The organism is Sporosarcina sp. A2, from assembly GCF_050858885.1.
Classification (GTDB): Bacteria; Bacillota; Bacilli; order Bacillales_A; family Planococcaceae; genus Sporosarcina.
The window spans coordinates 509,980-527,509 of the sequence record NZ_CP193898.1; the positions used below are offsets into that span (position 1 = coordinate 509,980).

Annotated in this window: 10 protein-coding genes and 1 other annotated feature; of the genes, 8 read left to right on the plus strand and 2 right to left on the minus strand. The window is 43.8% G+C overall.

What is annotated here, in order from left to right; genetic code table 11:
- Window positions 1-196: 196 nt before the first annotated feature.
- On the plus strand, window positions 197-3,784 hold the full coding sequence (locus ACRPI0_RS02200; RefSeq protein WP_432354513.1) for a lamin tail domain-containing protein: 3,588 nt from the start codon (window positions 197-199) through the stop codon (window positions 3,782-3,784).
- Between the two features lie 557 nt (window positions 3,785-4,341).
- On the opposite strand, the gene ACRPI0_RS02205 is transcribed toward ACRPI0_RS02200, so the two are convergent.
- Window positions 4,342-5,391 (minus strand): acyl-CoA dehydrogenase family protein, encoded by a 1,050-nt coding sequence (locus tag ACRPI0_RS02205; RefSeq protein WP_432354514.1) that lies wholly within the window; start codon window positions 5,389-5,391, stop codon window positions 4,342-4,344.
- A 145-nt stretch (window positions 5,392-5,536) separates the two neighbouring features.
- On the opposite strand from ACRPI0_RS02205, the gene ACRPI0_RS02210 reads away from it, so the two are divergent.
- Complete coding sequence (locus ACRPI0_RS02210) at window positions 5,537-7,912, plus strand: bifunctional 2',3'-cyclic-nucleotide 2'-phosphodiesterase/3'-nucleotidase (protein ID WP_432354515.1); 2,376 nt, start codon at window positions 5,537-5,539, stop codon at window positions 7,910-7,912.
- A gap of 172 nt (window positions 7,913-8,084) precedes the next feature.
- Entirely contained in the window at window positions 8,085-9,770 is a 1,686-nt protein-coding gene (locus ACRPI0_RS02215; RefSeq protein ID WP_432354517.1) for a methyl-accepting chemotaxis protein, read from the plus strand.
- Between the two features lie 170 nt (window positions 9,771-9,940).
- On the opposite strand, the gene sda is transcribed toward ACRPI0_RS02215, so the two are convergent.
- The gene (gene sda, locus ACRPI0_RS02220) at window positions 9,941-10,072 is read right to left on the minus strand and encodes a sporulation histidine kinase inhibitor Sda (RefSeq protein ID WP_432355865.1); all 132 of its coding nucleotides are present in this window, start codon (window positions 10,070-10,072) and stop codon (window positions 9,941-9,943) included.
- Between the two features lie 494 nt (window positions 10,073-10,566).
- On the opposite strand from sda, the gene ilvD reads away from it, so the two are divergent.
- The 5 genes from ilvD to ACRPI0_RS02245 all read left to right on the plus strand — a co-directional run bounded on the left by ilvD (window position 10,567) and on the right by ACRPI0_RS02245 (window position 17,530).
- The gene (gene ilvD / locus ACRPI0_RS02225; RefSeq protein WP_432354518.1) at window positions 10,567-12,234 is read left to right on the plus strand and encodes a dihydroxy-acid dehydratase; all 1,668 of its coding nucleotides are present in this window, start codon (window positions 10,567-10,569) and stop codon (window positions 12,232-12,234) included.
- A gap of 2 nt (window positions 12,235-12,236) precedes the next feature.
- Window positions 12,237-12,472 (plus strand) — a binding site (T-box leader).
- 100 nt (window positions 12,473-12,572) lie between these two features.
- Complete coding sequence (ilvB, locus tag ACRPI0_RS02230) at window positions 12,573-14,321, plus strand: acetolactate synthase large subunit (protein ID WP_432354520.1); 1,749 nt, start codon at window positions 12,573-12,575, stop codon at window positions 14,319-14,321.
- Window positions 14,318-14,833, plus strand: coding sequence for an acetolactate synthase small subunit (gene ilvN, locus ACRPI0_RS02235; protein WP_432354521.1), 516 nt, complete (start codon window positions 14,318-14,320; stop codon window positions 14,831-14,833). The genes ilvB and ilvN overlap by 4 nt, the downstream gene beginning before the upstream one ends.
- Window positions 14,834-14,955: 122 nt before the next feature.
- Entirely contained in the window at window positions 14,956-15,987 is a 1,032-nt protein-coding gene (gene ilvC, locus ACRPI0_RS02240; protein ID WP_432354522.1) for a ketol-acid reductoisomerase, read from the plus strand.
- A complete protein-coding gene (locus tag ACRPI0_RS02245; RefSeq protein ID WP_432354524.1) occupies window positions 15,974-17,530 on the plus strand; it encodes a 2-isopropylmalate synthase in 1,557 nt (518 codons plus the stop codon). The genes ilvC and ACRPI0_RS02245 overlap by 14 nt, the downstream gene beginning before the upstream one ends.

A 17,530-nucleotide genomic window follows, 5' to 3' on the forward strand; every position in this document is an offset into this window, starting at 1 on the left:
TTCTATGTCTGAATACCCTGTTTAACTATTCTGGAAGTAGCACTTACCGCTCATTCGAAAACACTGAATACTCCTATAAAGACGCATAGAGACTTAAGTCATGCAGTGGTACGATTGAGACGAAACTAGGATTCTACCTATAGATAGGCAGAACCTGTCTGTCTGGCGAATCTATTCCAACGAGGAGTGTGAGGCAATGCACGGTCGAACGGGGAACAAATGGTTAAACTCATTGATGGCAACAACTTTAGTAGCGGGCCTTGTAACTCCAATTGCACCAGTTTATGCAGCAGAAGCAACAGCTGTCAAAGCGAAAGATTTGCTGATTTCAGAGTATGTTGAAGGCACTGGCTTTAACAAAGCGATCGAACTCTACAACGGCACAGGGGCAACACTTGACCTTAGTGGTTATTCTGTAGAGATGTATGCGAACGGAGCCTCAGCACCAACCAACAAACTCGAACTATCGGGAATGTTGGAAGACGGGAAAACGTACGTCATTGTTCATAATCAAGCTTCAGTCGATTTGAAAGCGAAAGCGGACATGGAAATCGGTAGCGTCACGAATTTTAATGGAGATGATGCGATTGTCTTGAAAAAAGGGTCAGTAGAAATCGATTCCTTTGGACAAGTAGGCGCTCGAGATAATTGGGGTACGGATGTAACGCTTGTCCGTAACGCGAATGTCGCTACAGGAGATGCAATCATCAATGATGCATTTGATCGGACGAAAGAATGGACGATTTATCCAAAAGACATGTTTAAACATCTAGGTACTCATGAATTTGACGGATCTGGTTCTACAAATCCTGATCCGGAAGTACCCGTTACTGTCGTGTCTATTTCTGATGCGCGTGCATTGTCTGCTGGTGAAACGGCGACAGTCAAAGGGATTGTCACTGGTAAACTTAAAAATACAATCTCAATACAAGATGAAACCGGAGGCATTGCACTCCGTCCAACGAGTTTAGCTGCTGAAGTTGGAGATGAAGTGACGGTAACAGGAAAAGTCGTCGATTATCGAGGATTGTTGCAGTTAGATGAAGCAAAACTTGTTGAAAAATCAGCAGGGACTGTACCGCAAGCAAAGACCGTTAAGGGATCAGGTATTGGAGAGTCCGTCGAGTCTCAACTTATTACCGTTAACAATGTGACATTGTCATCTAAAGAAGCGGGTCCAGGCTGGTCAAATTTAATCGCAACCGATGGTACAGAATTCACGGTTCGTGATGAAAACGATAGTCTCCGATTACAAGCTGGGATGACCTATGACTCCATAACAGGTATCGTCCAGCAATTCGATGATATCTACCAAGTGATTCCACGGGGACCATCCGATATTATTGCTGATGCTACAGTCGTTCAACCGGTTTCTGCTAATCCGGGAAGTGGAACGTTCATTGAAAATGTCGATGTGACGTTGACTACGGGAACTGTCGATACAGAAATCCTGTATACACTGGACGGGTCTAACCCGATTGAGAATGGCGCAACGTATGCAACACCACTTAAGATTACGGATACGGTTCAACTAAAAGCTGTTGCGAAAACAGCTGATGGACGAACAAGTGCAGTTCAAACATTCGATTATACGATTACAGATGCGTTGCAAATACATGATATCCAAGGTGCCACTCACAACTCACCGTTTGCTGGACAAGTTGTTGACGGCATTGAAGGAATCGTGACGTACAAGTACGTATTGCAAGGTTCTACGTATTATCACATTCAAACGCCTGATGCGAAACGGGATGGCGATTTGAACACTTCTGAAGCGATTGTACTGTATAGCGGAAAAGATACTTGGAATTTGAAGACAGGTGATTCCGTAAAAGTCGGTGGTCAAGTGAGTGAATATGCAATTGACGGATTCTCAGATCGTCAGGAAACTGACTTGAAAACGACTCAAATCAATATTCGTGAAGATCGTGGCGGGGTCGTGACATTGCTAGAAAGCAACGTCGTACTCCCAACGCCTTTCGTCATTAATGAATCGAACTTGCCGAAGGATAAAATCTTGAGCGAAGGCTTAAAAGAATTCGATCCTACGATTTACGCGGGCGATTTCTGGGAAAGTCGTGAAGCTATGTTAGTAGAAGTGGGCAACGTAAAAGCTGTTGCTCCTCAACAAAATGGTGATTTAGCAACTGTATTGGAGTCTCGTAAAACAGAGACGAAAAATGGCGGTATCTTATTGAAGAAAGATGCTCCAAACGCTGACCTAGTTCAATTCCGTATGGAACCTAATGGCCCAGCCCGTGACCTAGAAGTTGCGACAGGTGATCAGTTTAAAGGTCCAATTGTAGGTGTGGTAGGCTATTCCTTCCAGAACTATAAAATTTACGTTGGATTAGACGATATGAAGACAAAGTTTGTAAAAGGCAACTCAGTTCCTGAGAAGACAACTATTGTAAAGAACGATGAGAAGATTTCAATCGCCTCTTATAACTTGGAGAACTTCTCTAACAATACAAAGACGACTTCTGTGGATAAAGCCAACAAACTAGCTCGTGCCTTTGCGATTGATATGCAAAGTCCGGATATTGTCGGAGTAACGGAAGTTCAAGATAACAATGGTCCGGATGCAGGTGGACCTGAAGCGAATCAAAGTTATGAGCGTCTGATTCAAGCGATCGTTGAAGCAGGAGGCGTGAAATACGAATACGTTAACATCGACCCTGTGAACAACGAAGATGGCGGACAACCGAATGCGAATATTCGTGTTGGATTCCTCTACAATCCTGCGCGCGTTTCGTTGAAGACAGGTGCACCTCACGGAGATGCGTTAACAGCTGTCGGCTACGACAATGGTGGATTGACGGTGAATCCAGGACGCATTGATCCGACGAATGAAGCGTTCAAGAGTAGCCGCAAGCCACTCGCTGCTGAATTCACATTCCAAGGCGAAGATGTGATTGTCATGGCCAACCATTGGAATTCAAAAGGTGGAGACACACCGTTATTCGGTGCAATCCAGCCACCTGTGTATAACAGTGAAATCCAGCGTAAAAAGATTGCACAAATTGTGTATAACTTCATTGATGACGTGAAGACGAAAAATCCAGATGCAAACGTTGTATCCCTTGGTGATTTCAATGACTTCCAATTTACAGATGCATTGAAAATTCATGAAGGTGAGCGTATGACGAACCTTGTAAATAAGGTTGAAGAATCTGACCGTTACTCATACGTCTACCAAGGGAATTCACAAGTGCTGGATCATGTACTTGTTTCGAACAATTTGGCAGATACTGCTGAAATCGACATGTTGCATGTAAATGCGGATTACACGGATATGGCGGGACGCGCAAGTGACCACGATCCGGTACTTGTACAACTCGCATTGAAGACAAAGGTTGAGCCTGAACCATTTGTGTGGGAAAAGGTTTCTGTCACGAAGTATTACTTCTTATTGAACTATAAGAAACCGAGTCTTAACGTAGACGCTAAAGGGTCATCAATCACTATGGATTACCGTTCACGCGTGACGAACGGAATTACATTAACTGGCCAGTATGCGATACTGAGCGGCTTAGGGTTTACGAATAATAAGCTTATTTTGCAGCCGACTGAAAAAGGATTGACGGTAGATTCAAAATGGACTGTGCTTGGGAATGTTGTAGTAGATGGAACGAATCCGTTACGTATTTTCGGAGCTGAGAACGTTCTGAAAATCAGCTACATCAATGGTGCAAGCGCTGAAAACGTTGAGTTCTACGATCGTTACGGTCGTAAACTTACCAAGCCTGGCGTTCAATGGCCATGGGGCGTGAAAGCAAGCTAAATGCAGTGAATATTAGGGACGATGCCTTCGGGTGTCGTCCTTTTTTGTTGGTCGATTGTGAGGAGGAAAGTATAAGGTTCATCTATGTTAAGGAATTAGTTGGTAGCGCTTCGCTTGTTTAGGAAAGGGGCTATCCCGCTGTGGATGGAATTTCCGACAGAGAGGACGGATTGTTCATCACTCAAAGTGGTATTTCGATCATAACAAGGTTGTTGTCCTACACACATCGCCATTTCTCCGACACACAGCTAAGTTTCTCGATAACGAGACACAATTTAGGAGAATTAATTGGCATCAGCATACAATTCAAGAGCGTTTAGGGATTAATTGGTAGCGCTACGCTTGTTTAGGAAAGGGGCTATCCCGCTGTGAATGGAATTTCCCACAAAGCGGAAGGATTGTCCCTCACTCAAAGTGATTTCTCGATCATAACAAGGTAGTTGTCCTACACACATCGCCATTTCTCCGACACTCAGCTAAGTTTATCGATAACGGCACACAATTCAACGCAAAAAAGCAGCCTCCTCCATGAAGAGGAAACTGCTAAATCAAGCTGATCATGGACGTGTCAAGAAGCCATGCTGTCCTGCTGTCCACAAATCTCGGAACACTCGGTTGACAGGGGAAGTTTCTAAAACGGCTTGCATTCCTAATCTACGGAATAGCTGAACTGCACAATCCGTTGCAATATCGACAGTTTCCATACATACAGCAGAGAGCTGGTCCAATTCTTGGTCGTTGAGAGCGTCCCTCAGATGCATCTCCCAGCGGCGCTCTACTGCTGCATGGAACAACTGGGCGGCCTCGTTGAATCGATGTTGTCGTTCATCTAACAAACGCATTGTCATTGCGATTCTTTCAGCCTCCCAATGAGGCTTTGACTGTTCTGCTAGTTTGTGCGCTTCTTCTAAGAAGCGACTCCCTAATCCTAGACAAACAGCTGTAAAAGAGACTTGAGAAAATTGAACAAATGGGAAAGAGTGAACGGCTAAGCCAAGTGAATTTTGCTTTTTAACGACTGAAAACGTTTTATCCATCGGAACGAACGCATCGTTAACAACAATCGTATGGCTTCCTGTAGCTTTAAGTCCGAACGCATTCCAATCCTTAATCACTTCAACTTGATCAGGCATGAAAATGCATGCACGCATCTCGTCAGTTTCTCGTCCATCACGCCAAACTATCGTGTTAGCGGTAACCATTGACGCATATGGAGCACCACTGCAGTAGCGCCACTTACCGGATACCCGGTAACCATCTTGCTCGACATGTGCCTCACCTGTTGCATAGCCACTGCCTGCAATGACGGAATTTACCGGGGAGTACAGTTCTTGTGCTTGTGAAGCAGTCATATTTTCGAGAAACAGGTTGCCCCCTGATCCAATCGTCGTCAGCCAACCGAACGAACCATCTTCACGAGACGTATCTTCGAATACGAGAGCTGCTTCAGGTAACGTCAATGCGCGTCCACCGAGTTCTTCCGGTAAGAATAATTTAAAGAGCTTTTCTTCATAGGCAACTTGTAACAAGTCTTCAGGCAATGTTCCGGACTGTTCAATATCGAAAGAGGCACTGCGAATAATCTTAGATAAATCTTCAGATAACATAGGAATCATCCTTTCGATAGTAGTTAAGATTTTATTCGAAAAAAGTGAAAAATGATTCTAGTAAACTAGAATAACAGATTGAACAAACTGAAAACTATGGTATGTTTGAACTGAACAACAACTATGAGTTGAAAGGGAGATGTAAATGTCTTTGCCGAAAAAGGTCGGATTTAGTTTGCTCGTTATGATGTTAGCACTAGGTAGTTTAATTATACCTCAACAAGCAAGCGCTGCTAAGTCTAACGAAGCTGAACGAGGGGAATTTATTCAAAAAGTTGTAACCGCTCTCAATTTACCATTACAAGATGGGTCATCCATTACATTTAAAGATGTGGACAAGAAGTTGGCGCCATATGTTGAAGCTGCTGTAAAAGCAGGTCTCGTGAATGGTCGCTCAACAACAGTATTCGATACGAAAGGTTCACTCACTCGTGAACAAGCATTTGTAATTTCTGCACGTGCTGCGCATACAGACAAAACCTATCCGATGAGCGTACTTGACCGTTTCAAGGACAAGAGTGACTTCGGTGCTTCGTTGCGACCAGAAATAGTGAAAAGTATCGGACTTGGTCTGCTGAAAGGCTATTCAGATGGTACTGCAAAACCGAAACGAGCTGTCATGAAAACCGAAACTCGCACTATTGTAGACCGTTTAGTGAAGATCAGTGAGCAACATCCTGGTCAAACACCTGGTACTGATGAAGCAACAGTTTCCCTTCGAGTAATGGGAACAACAGATCTTCACATGAACCTCGTAAACTATGACTATTATCAAGACACTAAAGTTGAAGACTACGGGCTTACTAAAGTTGGTGTGTTGGTCGATGAAATGCGTGCTGAATCGAAAAACACATTACTATTTGATAATGGGGACTTAATCCAAGGAACGCCACTTGGCACGTACAAAGTCAGTGTAGATCCTTTGAAAAAAGGCGAAGTACATCCAGCATTTGCAGCAATGCAAGCACTTGACTACGACGTCATGTCTCTTGGTAATCATGAGTTCAATTATGGGTTGGATTATCTCGACCAAGTTATTGAGAAGTCAGGTTTCCCTGTCGTTAATGCAAACGTGTACGATGCAAAAACAGGTAAAAACCGCTACAATCCTTACGTAATGTTAGATAAGGAAGTAATCGATTCAGCGGGGAAGAAACATACGCTTAAAGTTGGAGTAATTGGTGTTGTTGCACCAGGAATTCTTCGTTGGGATGGAGCAATACTGAACGGTAAGGTAACCGTAGAAGATGGGTATGATACGGTTAAGAAGTTCTTACCAGAAGTACAAAAGGCAGGAGCTGACGTTGTCTTCGTCATCGCTCACTCAGGTATTGGTGATGAGATACATGAAAAAGGTGAAGACGATATCACATGGCAAATTTCTGAAATCGATGGTGTTGATGGGATCCTAACTGGCCACAATCACGCATTGTTCCCAGGAGATTTTGCAGATGTGAAAAATGCAGATCAAGCAGCCGGTACGTTAAATGGAACTCCTGTCGTAATGCCAGGTAAGTTCGGTAGTCACCTAGGTGTACTCGATTATGAAATGAAGATGGAAAATGGTAAGTGGAAAATCATCACTGGTAAAGGTTCACTTCGCGCAGTCCATAAAGACTCAGAAGTTATCAACCAAGACGTTATGAATGCTGTTAAGGAAGCACACGAAGGCACACTTAACTACATCCGCACACCGGTTTCAACAATTGAAGCACCAATTACAAGTTATTTCGCGCTTGTTCAAGACGATCCGTCAATTCAAATTGTAACGGAAGCACAAAAGCGCTATGTTGCTACTCAAATTCCAGGCACACAGTACGCAGACCTTCCAATCTTGTCAGTAGGCGCACCATTTAAAGCAGGTGGACGCTATGGATCAGATTACTATACTGACATCCCTAAGGGCGACATCGCCATCAAGAACATGGCGGATCTTTATGTCTTCGACAATACAATTACAGGTCTCGTTATGACAGGTGCAGATGTGAAAGAATGGCTTGAAATGTCAGGTGGCCAATTCAATCAGATCGATGCTAGCAAAACTGAAGAACAAAATGTATTGAACAGCAATTACAGATCCTATCTATTTGATGTGATTGATGGAGTGTCATACGAGTATGATGTAACACAACCAAATAAATATGATGGTGATGGGAAAGTTGTTAACGAAGGTGCGAACCGTGTTAAAAACTTGAAATTCAACGATAAGCCAATCGACATGAGTCAGAAATTCATCGTTGTTACGAACAATTATCGTGCAAGTGGGACATTCCCAGGAGTTCGGAATGCTTCAGATACTCTTACGTATCAATACGAAAACCGTGAAGCAATCGTGGACTACATGAAAGCAGTCAATCCACTAGATCCTTCAGCAGATGGAAACTGGTCAATCCAACCAGTCAACAATGCAAAAATGATCTTCGAGACATCTGAAAAAGGAAAACAACATCTTGGAGAAAACAAACGTGTTCACTACATCGCCCCAACAAAAGATGGCTATGCGAAGTATGAATTAAAATAATATAAACGTAAAAGCAAGAACGCATTTTCGCGTTCTTGCTTTTATTTTAATTATATTGGAATAACTATAAGAAAATAGATTAATAAAACAACAGCCAAGCCCATAAACTATTCAAGTTTTATTCCGAAAGTACTACTATAAAATTAAATTACTTTGGGAGAGAGCGATACAAATGACAATTGGAAGAAAGCTTGGCGCTGGTTTTGGAATCATCGTACTTATTATTTTAATATCTACGACATGGAATAGAACACAACTATCAACTATTCAAAAGGAGTATAATCATTTATTGGAAAATAATGTTACATTAAGTATTTTAGCAAAAACAGTAGAGACAGATAGTGCGTTGCAAGGGCAGGCCATCCGTTCTTACTTGCTAACAAGCAATTCATCAGAATTGGAATCGTACAAAGCTCAACACGAACACATGGTTACAATGCTAGATACAATGGCAAAAACGTCGTTGTTGTCAGAAACGCAAGAAAAGATTGCAAAGACACAAAAATTAGCTAAAGAATTTGAGACATCTGCAAATGAAGTCATTGAACTACAAAAGTCTGGAAAGACGAAAGAAGCTGTACAAAAATTAGATTTGAGTATGCGTCCGATAAATGAGGAGATTCAGGCAAGCACTGCAGAAATCACAGTATTCCAAAACAAAAGACTAGTCGCTGGTAATGAATCTGCAAATAAGTCTGCGGACCAAGCTGCAATTGCTTCAATTATTGCTGGGATCCTTAGTTTAGTATTAAGCATTGTCATCGCGGTTGTTTTAACTCGCATGATTTCTAAACCACTCCGGCGATTGTCTTCAGCAGTAACAGCAGTTGCCGAAGGGGATTTGACCGAGGAAGATGTAATCGTTGCTTCGAAAGACGAAGTAGGGGTATTAGCAAGTTCGTTTAATGTTATGAAGCAAAATCTTCGTAACTTAATTGGTGGGGTAAATGAAAACGCGCTTCTCTTGACTGCATCTGCAGAAGAATTGTCGGCAAGCACGTATGAAGTGTCTAAGTCTGCGGAAGAGATGACGAAGTCGATTGACTCTGTGGCAAGTGGCTCACAATCGTCTGCGATGTCCGCACGTGAAAGTTCTACTGCAATGGAAGAAACAGCAGTAGGTGTTCAACGCATTGCTGAATCAGCAACTGAATTGAATACGAGTGCAGAAAAAACGATGCATATTGCAACTGAAAGTGGAAAAACGATTGACAACGCAAAAGAACAGATGAATATTATTTATCAATCATCTAACGAAACATCGGAACTAATTAAACGGTTGAGTCAACAATCTGAAGAAATTGAAAACATCACAAATGTCATTACAGGCATTACTGAGCAAACGAACCTTCTAGCACTCAATGCAGCGATAGAAGCAGCACGTGCGGGTGAGCACGGGAAAGGGTTCGCTGTCGTTGCGGATGAAGTCCGTAAACTAGCTGAGGAGTCCAAAAAGTCAGCTAGCCAGATCGTTGAATTGACGCTAGCAATTCAGACAGACACTAAAAACGTAGAGCAATCGGTAACTTCTAGTATGGTGAATGTAGAACAAGGCGTGCAAGTTATTGAAGATGCTGGTCGCACATTCCTGGATATTGTAAAAGCCGTTCAAGTAATGTCTAATCAAATTGCAGAAATTTCTGCAGCTACAGAGCAAATTTCTGCAAGTGCTGAAGAAGTATCTGCCTCTGTTAACGAAATCGCAGGTCAAGCATCGAGTGCTTCTGCACAAACAGAGCAAAACGCTTCTTCTATGGAAGAACAAATGGCAACAATTGAAGAAATCAATGCAGTTGCACAGGACTTGAGCAACAAAGCCGTAGACTTACAAGAAATGATTCAACAGTTTACTGTATAACAAAAGAATGGAGCCCCTTTGCCAGCTTGAAGTTGCTGGTAAAGGGACTTTTTACATTTTTCGGCACAAAGTAAAGACCAACTGTTTTCTATAAACAGTTGGTCTTTACTTCGTTCTATATAAATTGACTACACCGCTTTCCAATAGAAGTGACAGCTTAACAAGAAAAGTTATTGGATGAAACAAAGCAAACTGCGTTTATTAACTTCACTCTTCAATAGGCTAATAAAATCTGAACATAGTTCTAGTTCCATGGCTTTAACATAAGATAGGATTAGTAAATCATCGGGGAGCCTATTCATTGACCGTGCACCTTCTTCCAAGAAATTTATATCGTCCCCAGTTATGAGGAAAGCGGGTTACCTATAACTTAGCAAAGAACGAAAAAAAGAACAACCGTTCGATTATCCACATTCATTAGTGGATAAAGTGTGGACAAGTTGTTCATAGTGGCAACTAGCCTTCATGTGTCTAGTGGATAACGTGGAAAAGGTTATGCACAGGTGTGGACGGCGCGAATTTTGTCGAAAGATTTTCTAACTTCAGCTAAAGAAACCATTTAAAATTTCTTTTGAAAAACGCGATGTGCAATATATCGCGTTATATCAACGTTGTAAGCGGATACATTTTCACTGCGTATTCGAAATTGGCCGATAATTTAAAAAACACTGTTGACTCTTCATTTCTTTCGCTATATGATTACAACAATCTACTTCAGCAAACGAAACTTTTTAAAGGTTACGTGAAGCTGAAATAATCGTCCACCCGTTGGTGCCACTGTTAGGAGTGAGTTTTATTGAGAAGTGACATGATTAAGAAAGGTGTCGATCGTGCACCGCATCGAAGTCTACTATATGCTACTGGCGTCAGATTGAAAGATATGGAGAAACCATTTATCGGAGTATGTAATTCATACATTGATATCATTCCCGGTCATATGCACTTGAACAAATTTGCAGAAGTCGTGAAAGAAGCGATTCGCGAAGCTGGAGGTATTCCATTCGAGTTCAATACAATTGGCGTCGATGACGGAATTGCGATGGGGCATATCGGTATGCGTTATTCGTTACCAAGTCGTGAACTCATCGCAGATTCAGCTGAAACAGTTATAAACGCTCACTGGTTTGACGGTGTCTTCTACATTCCGAACTGTGACAAAATAACACCAGGTATGCTGATGGCAGCGGTTCGTACGAACGTTCCTTCCGTATTTGTCTCAGGAGGTCCAATGGAAGGTGGGACTTCATCAGACGGAAAACCTTTATCCCTTGTATCTGTGTTCGAAGGGGTTGGTTCTTACAAGCAAGGAACGATGACTGCTGAAGAACTACTGGATATTGAACAGAGTGCCTGTCCGACATGTGGAAGCTGTTCAGGAATGTTTACAGCTAACTCGATGAACTCGCTTATGGAAATGCTTGGCGTAACCGTACCGGACAATGGCACGATCATTGCTACTTCCGACGAACGTCACCGTCTCATTAAAGAGGCTGCACATCATCTTGTCCGAATGGTGAAAGAAGACATTAAGCCTAGAGACATCATTACAAAAGAAACCATTGACGATGCGTTTGCACTTGATATGGCGATGGGTGGTTCAACGAATACGGTGCTCCATACACTCGCAATTGCTCACGAAGCAGAAATTGAGTACGACGTTCGTGATATTAACGAAGTCGCTAAACGAATTCCGTATTTATCAAAGATCAGTCCAGCATCCGATTATACAATGCACGACGTCCATCTAGCAGGTGGCGTTAGCGCCATTATAAAAGAACTTTGTGAAATTGAGGGAGCCGTTCACCCCGATCGGATGACAATTACCGGGAAGTCACTCTATGAAAATGTGAAAGACCGGCCGATCAAGAACGAACAAGTTATCCGTCGAAAAGAAAATGCCTACAGTCCAGTTGGAGGACTTTCCGTTCTCTTTGGAAATATTGCACCGGACGGCGGCGTCATCAAAGTCGGAGCAGTCGATCCTTCTATTAAAGAGTTCAGAGGTGAAGCGATTGTCTTTGAATCTCAGGAAGCGGCTCAAGAAGGTATTGACGACGGTACAGTGCAAGCGGGCCACGTTGTAGTCATCCGCTATGAAGGACCTAAAGGTGGACCTGGTATGCCAGAGATGCTTGCACCGACTGCAGCTATTGCGGGTCGAGGGCTTGGAACAAAAGTTGCGCTCATCACGGATGGTCGTTTCTCAGGAGCATCACGAGGCATCTCTATTGGGCACATTTCTCCAGAAGCTGCTGAAGGTGGTCCAATCGCACTTGTTGAAAATGGAGATATTATTGCGATTGACTTAACGAACAGAACGATCGAATTAGAAGTTGATGAAGTACAATTAGCAACACGAAAAAGTCGAATCGAACCATTTGAACCGAAGATTAAAAAAGGGTATCTTGCCCGTTATTCTAAATTAGTGACATCCGCTAGTACGGGTGCTGTTATGAAAATTTAATAGTTAACTCGATGATGAGGTAAAAGTGTTTGGACTCTTGCATTCCCAGAGAGCCGGTGGTGCTGAAAACCGGTAATGCAGCCAACGCGAAATCGCCTCGGAGTGAACAGTTGAAATGAGTAAGCTGTTTCGGGCTTAAGTGCCCGTTATGAAAAAGGATACGATTTGTTCGTGTCCATGAGGCGGTGTACGTTACCGCGAACAAGGGTGGTACCATGAAAGCTTTTTCATCCCTTGCGCAATTGCTTTTGCGCGGGGAGAAAAGGCTTTTTATTTTGATGAAAAACGGATTTCGACTAGGGCTATATAGTAATCATTGATGACAAGGAGAGATGTAAATGAGTACGGAAGTGCAGTTGAAAACGGCACCTGAAGTGCATGAGACCGTTGTCGCTCCCACGCGGCCAGCTAATGGATCGGATGTTTTAATACGATCTTTGAAAGAGCAACAAGTTGAAATTATTTTTGGATATCCAGGCGGAGCCGTTCTCCCAATCTATGATGCACTGTACCAAAATCCTATTCAGCACATATTAGCTCGCCACGAACAAGGCGCGATCCATGCAGCTGAAGGGTACGCTCGGGTTTCCGGCAAAACTGGAGTTGTTCTTGCAACATCAGGCCCAGGTGCAACTAACCTTGTCACAGGAATTACAGATGCGATGATGGATTCCATCCCACTCGTTGTGTTCACAGGTCAAGTCGCGAGTAGCGTCATTGGAACAGATGCCTTCCAGGAGGCGGATATCATCGGTATTACGCAACCAATTACGAAGCATAACTATCAAGTGAGTCGAGTGGAAGACTTGCCTCGCATCATTAAAGAGGCATTTCATATCGCATCGACGGGTAGACCAGGACCTGTAGTCGTCGATATTCCGAAAGACATCGCGACAGCGTCTGCAGAAAACGTCCCAGAAGCACCAAAAGAGCTGTATTTACCTGGCTATCAACCTACTGTTCATCCGAATTACCTGCAAATTCAAAAAACAATCGCGCTGATCCAGCAGGCGAAACAACCCGTAATTCTGGCGGGGGCTGGTGTCCTACATGCAAAAGCGACCGCAGAATTAAAAGAATTCGCTGAAGTGAATCGGATTCCAGTAGCGAACACGTTACTCGGCTTAGGTAGCATATCAGGAGATCACGAACTCTTCCTCGGAATGGCAGGAATGCATGGTACGTATACGTCGAACATGGCGCTCAGCGAATGTGATGTACTCATCAACATCGGAGCCCGGTTTGATGACAGGCTAACTGGTAATCTAAAGCGCTTCGCACAGAATGCCACTGTCGTCCATATTGATATCGACCCAGCAGAAATCGGAAAGAATGTTCCAACTGCTATCCCGATAGTTGCAGATGCAAAAGAAGCGCTAGCTGCTTTATTGAAACATCCGGCTTGCCAACCTGACACTGAGGTTTGGTTAACGAAACTTGAGAGTCTGACGAAGAACTTCCCACTTTGGTACCAAGAAGATCCAAATCATCTACTACCCCAACAAGCGCTCGAGCTGATCCGTAAGATTACAGAAGGTAACGCGATTGTTACGACGGACGTGGGGCAGCACCAAATGTGGACAGCACAATACTATGGCTTGAATGATCCCGATTGTTGGGTCACTTCAGGTGGTCTCGGCACAATGGGCTTCGGGTTCCCAGCAGCAATCGGTGCTCAACTCGCTAAACCTGATAAGCGGGTGATTGCAGTAGTTGGGGATGGCGGTTTCCAAATGACTGCACAGGAATTATCGTTGCTTCAAGAATTACGTATTCCAGTGAAGGTTGTTATTTTGAACAACGAAGCGCTCGGAATGGTTCGGCAGTGGCAAGAGACGTTCTTCGAAGAACGGTACTCACAGTCGTTAATTCCAATCCAACCAGACTTTGTGAAGTTAGCCGAAGCCTATGATCTAAAAGGCTACCGCATTCGAAGCATAGACGAAGCGGAAGCAATTTTAACAGAAGCGTTGTTATCGGATGAACCCGTTCTAATTGACTGCCGTGTGAAGCGTATGGAAAACGTCTATCCGATGGTAGCACCAGGGAAAGGAATTCAAGAAATGATTGGAGTGAGCGCACCATGAAACGAGTCATCACGGTAACGGTCATTAACCAAAGTGGTGTGCTGAATCGCGTCACAGGGTTGCTGATGAAAAGGCAATTCAACATTGAAAGTATTACGGTTGGGCATACGGAGCAATCGGGTATGTCGAAGATGACGTTCATCGTGAATGTAGAGGATGAACAGAAAATTGAGCAACTTGTGAAGCAACTGCAAAAGCAGATTGATGTTATCAAGGTAAATGACATTACCGACAAGTCAATTGTGTTGCGTGAGCTGGCGCTAGTCAAAGTGACATCTCCGCCACACGCACGCGGGGAGATAAATAGTCTTGTCGAACCGTTTCGTGCAACCGTCGTCGACTCTGGGAAGAGCATCGTGACCTATCAAGTCACAGGCGACCCAGACAAAATCGACGCGTTCATCGCATTGCTTAAGCCATATGGCATCAAGGAACTCACCCGAACAGGTACAGCAGCATTCGTTCGCGAAGTCCAAAAAGCTCCATCTCCACTGTTATCGATTTTGAAGTAACTTATAGTATTCGGACGGTGTTGATTTGCGCTCCAATCAACAGAACATGTTGGCGATATCTCATTCTTTTGGAAAATGAAATAAAAAATAAAAGAACCCACAAACCCTAGGAGGAATTTATTATGACAAACATGTATTATAACCAGGACATCAACGAGAAAGTATTGGACGGCAAGAAAATCGCGGTAATCGGTTATGGTTCACAAGGCCACGCACACGCACAAAACCTCAATGACTCCGGATTTGACGTAGTCGTAGGAATTCGACCAGGTAAGTCGTTCGACAAAGCGAAAGCGGATGGACTCGACGTAACAACAGTTGCTGAAGCAGCAGAGCAAGCAGACGTTATCATGGTACTGCTTCCGGATGAGCGTCAAAAACAAGTGTATGAAGAAGAGATTGCACCTGCACTAAAAGCAGGTAAATCACTCGTATTCGCACACGGATTCAACATCCACTTCGGGCAAATCAAACCACCTGCAGACGTTGACGTATTCCTCGTTGCTCCTAAAGGACCTGGACATCTCGTTCGACGGACATTCGAAGCAGGCGCAGGTGTTCCAGCATTATTCGGAGTATATCAAGATCCATCTGGCACAGCTCGAGAAACAGCACTTGCGTATGCAAAAGCGATCGGATCTGCGCGCGGTGGCGTACTCGAAACATCATTTGAAGAAGAGACAGTAACCGATCTATTTGGAGAGCAAGCGGTCCTTTGTGGAGGATTAACATCTCTCATTAAAGCAGGCTTCGAAACACTTGTAGAAGCAGGATACCAGCCGGAGCTCGCATACTTCGAAACGCTACATGAAACGAAGCTAATCGTAGACCTGATGTATGAAGGCGGCATGGCAGGTATGCGATATTCGGTTTCAGACACGGCAGAATGGGGCGATTTCGTTTCAGGACCACGCGTCATCGATGCAGATACAAAAGCGCGCATGAAGTCGATCTTGGATGATATCCAATCGGGTAAATTCGCAAGAGAATGGATCCAAGAAAACGAGGACGGACGTCCGAACTTTAACCGCATCGAAAAAGAAGAAGCTGGACATCAGCTTGAAGAAGTCGGTGAAAAACTACGTGCGATGATGCCGTTTGTTGCTAAAGGATTGAAAAAAGAGGAAGAGGTGACGGCTGGTGCGACGAATTGACTTTTTCGATACAACTCTGAGGGACGGCGAACAGTCAGCTGGCATTAACTTAAATACGGCGGAAAAGCTTGAAATCGCACGCCAACTTGAACGTCTTGGCGCAACGGTGATTGAAGCGGGCTTTCCCGCTTCGTCCCCCGGCGATTTCGAAGCAGTTCAACGCATCGCAAACATCGTACGAAACTCTACAGTGACGGGCTTAGCCCGTGCTGTGAAAAGTGATATCGACACTTCTTGGGAAGCGTTAAAAGGCGCAGAACAGCCTCACTTACACGTGTTCCTCGCAACATCACCCATTCATATGGAATATAAGTTGAAAAAGACACCCGATCAGGTTGTGGAAATTGCGGTAGAAGCGGTCAAATATGCTCGCACTAAATTCCCGCTAGTTCAGTGGTCGGCTGAAGATGCATTTCGATCCGATCCAGCATTTCTCGTTCGGATATTGAACGAAGTCATCTCAGCTGGCGCAACGACGGTGAACATTCCAGATACAGTCGGATATGCATCTCCGCAAGAATATGGCGCTCTGTTCCGGTTCTTGAAAGAAAACGTCCGCGGTATTGATCGCGTGAAACTCTCTGCCCATTGTCATAACGACTTAGGGATGGCGGTTGCGAATTCAATTGCAGCAATCGAAAATGGTGCTGACCAAGTCGAAGGCACTATCAATGGAATAGGCGAACGTGCAGGCAACGCGGCACTCGAAGAAATTGCTGTGGCATTGCATATCCGTAAAGACTTCTACAACTTGGAAACAGGTATTCTTCTACATGAAATCAAGCGGACGAGTGAACTCGTGAGTCGTTTGACAGGCGTTATGATCCAGCCGAATAAAGCGGTTGTCGGCAAAAATGCATTTGCACATGAATCCGGAATCCATCAAGACGGTATGCTGAAAAATCCTGAGACGTACGAAATTATTACTCCTGCATTAATCGGTGCAACGAAAGAGCCTTTAGCTCTTGGGAAACACTCCGGTCGGGCAGCGTTTAAAGATCGTGCGACTACAATGGGCTTCACGTTGAGTGATGAGCAGCTGAATGATGTGTTTGTAGAGTTCAAAAAGCTCGCAGACAAGAAAAAAGAGATTACAGAAGACGATCTATTCGTTCTCTTTACGAGACAACAATTGGAAGAAACAGAAATACCAATCTATGATTTGGAAAGTATCCAAGTTCAATATGGAACGAACAACGTTCCGACTGCTACAGTAACTAGTTCGACGCCTGAAGGAGAAACAGTCAGTGTCGCAACGACAGGCGCAGGCTCTGTCGAAGCAATCTTTAACACATTGGAGTTGCTTGTTAAAGGCGATGTGCACATTCTTGACTATCAAGTTTCTTCTATTGGTAAAGGACGCGATGCACTCGGTCAGGCGGTTGTCAATTTGAACTTTAACGGTACCCAGTTAACGGGTAGAGGCATTGCACAAGACGTATTGGAAGCTTCAGCAAAAGCGTATTTAAATGCTATTAATCGTCAGTTAGTACGCCAGTCATTGGAAATACAAAAAGAACTTGCAGTTGAAACTGTAAATTGA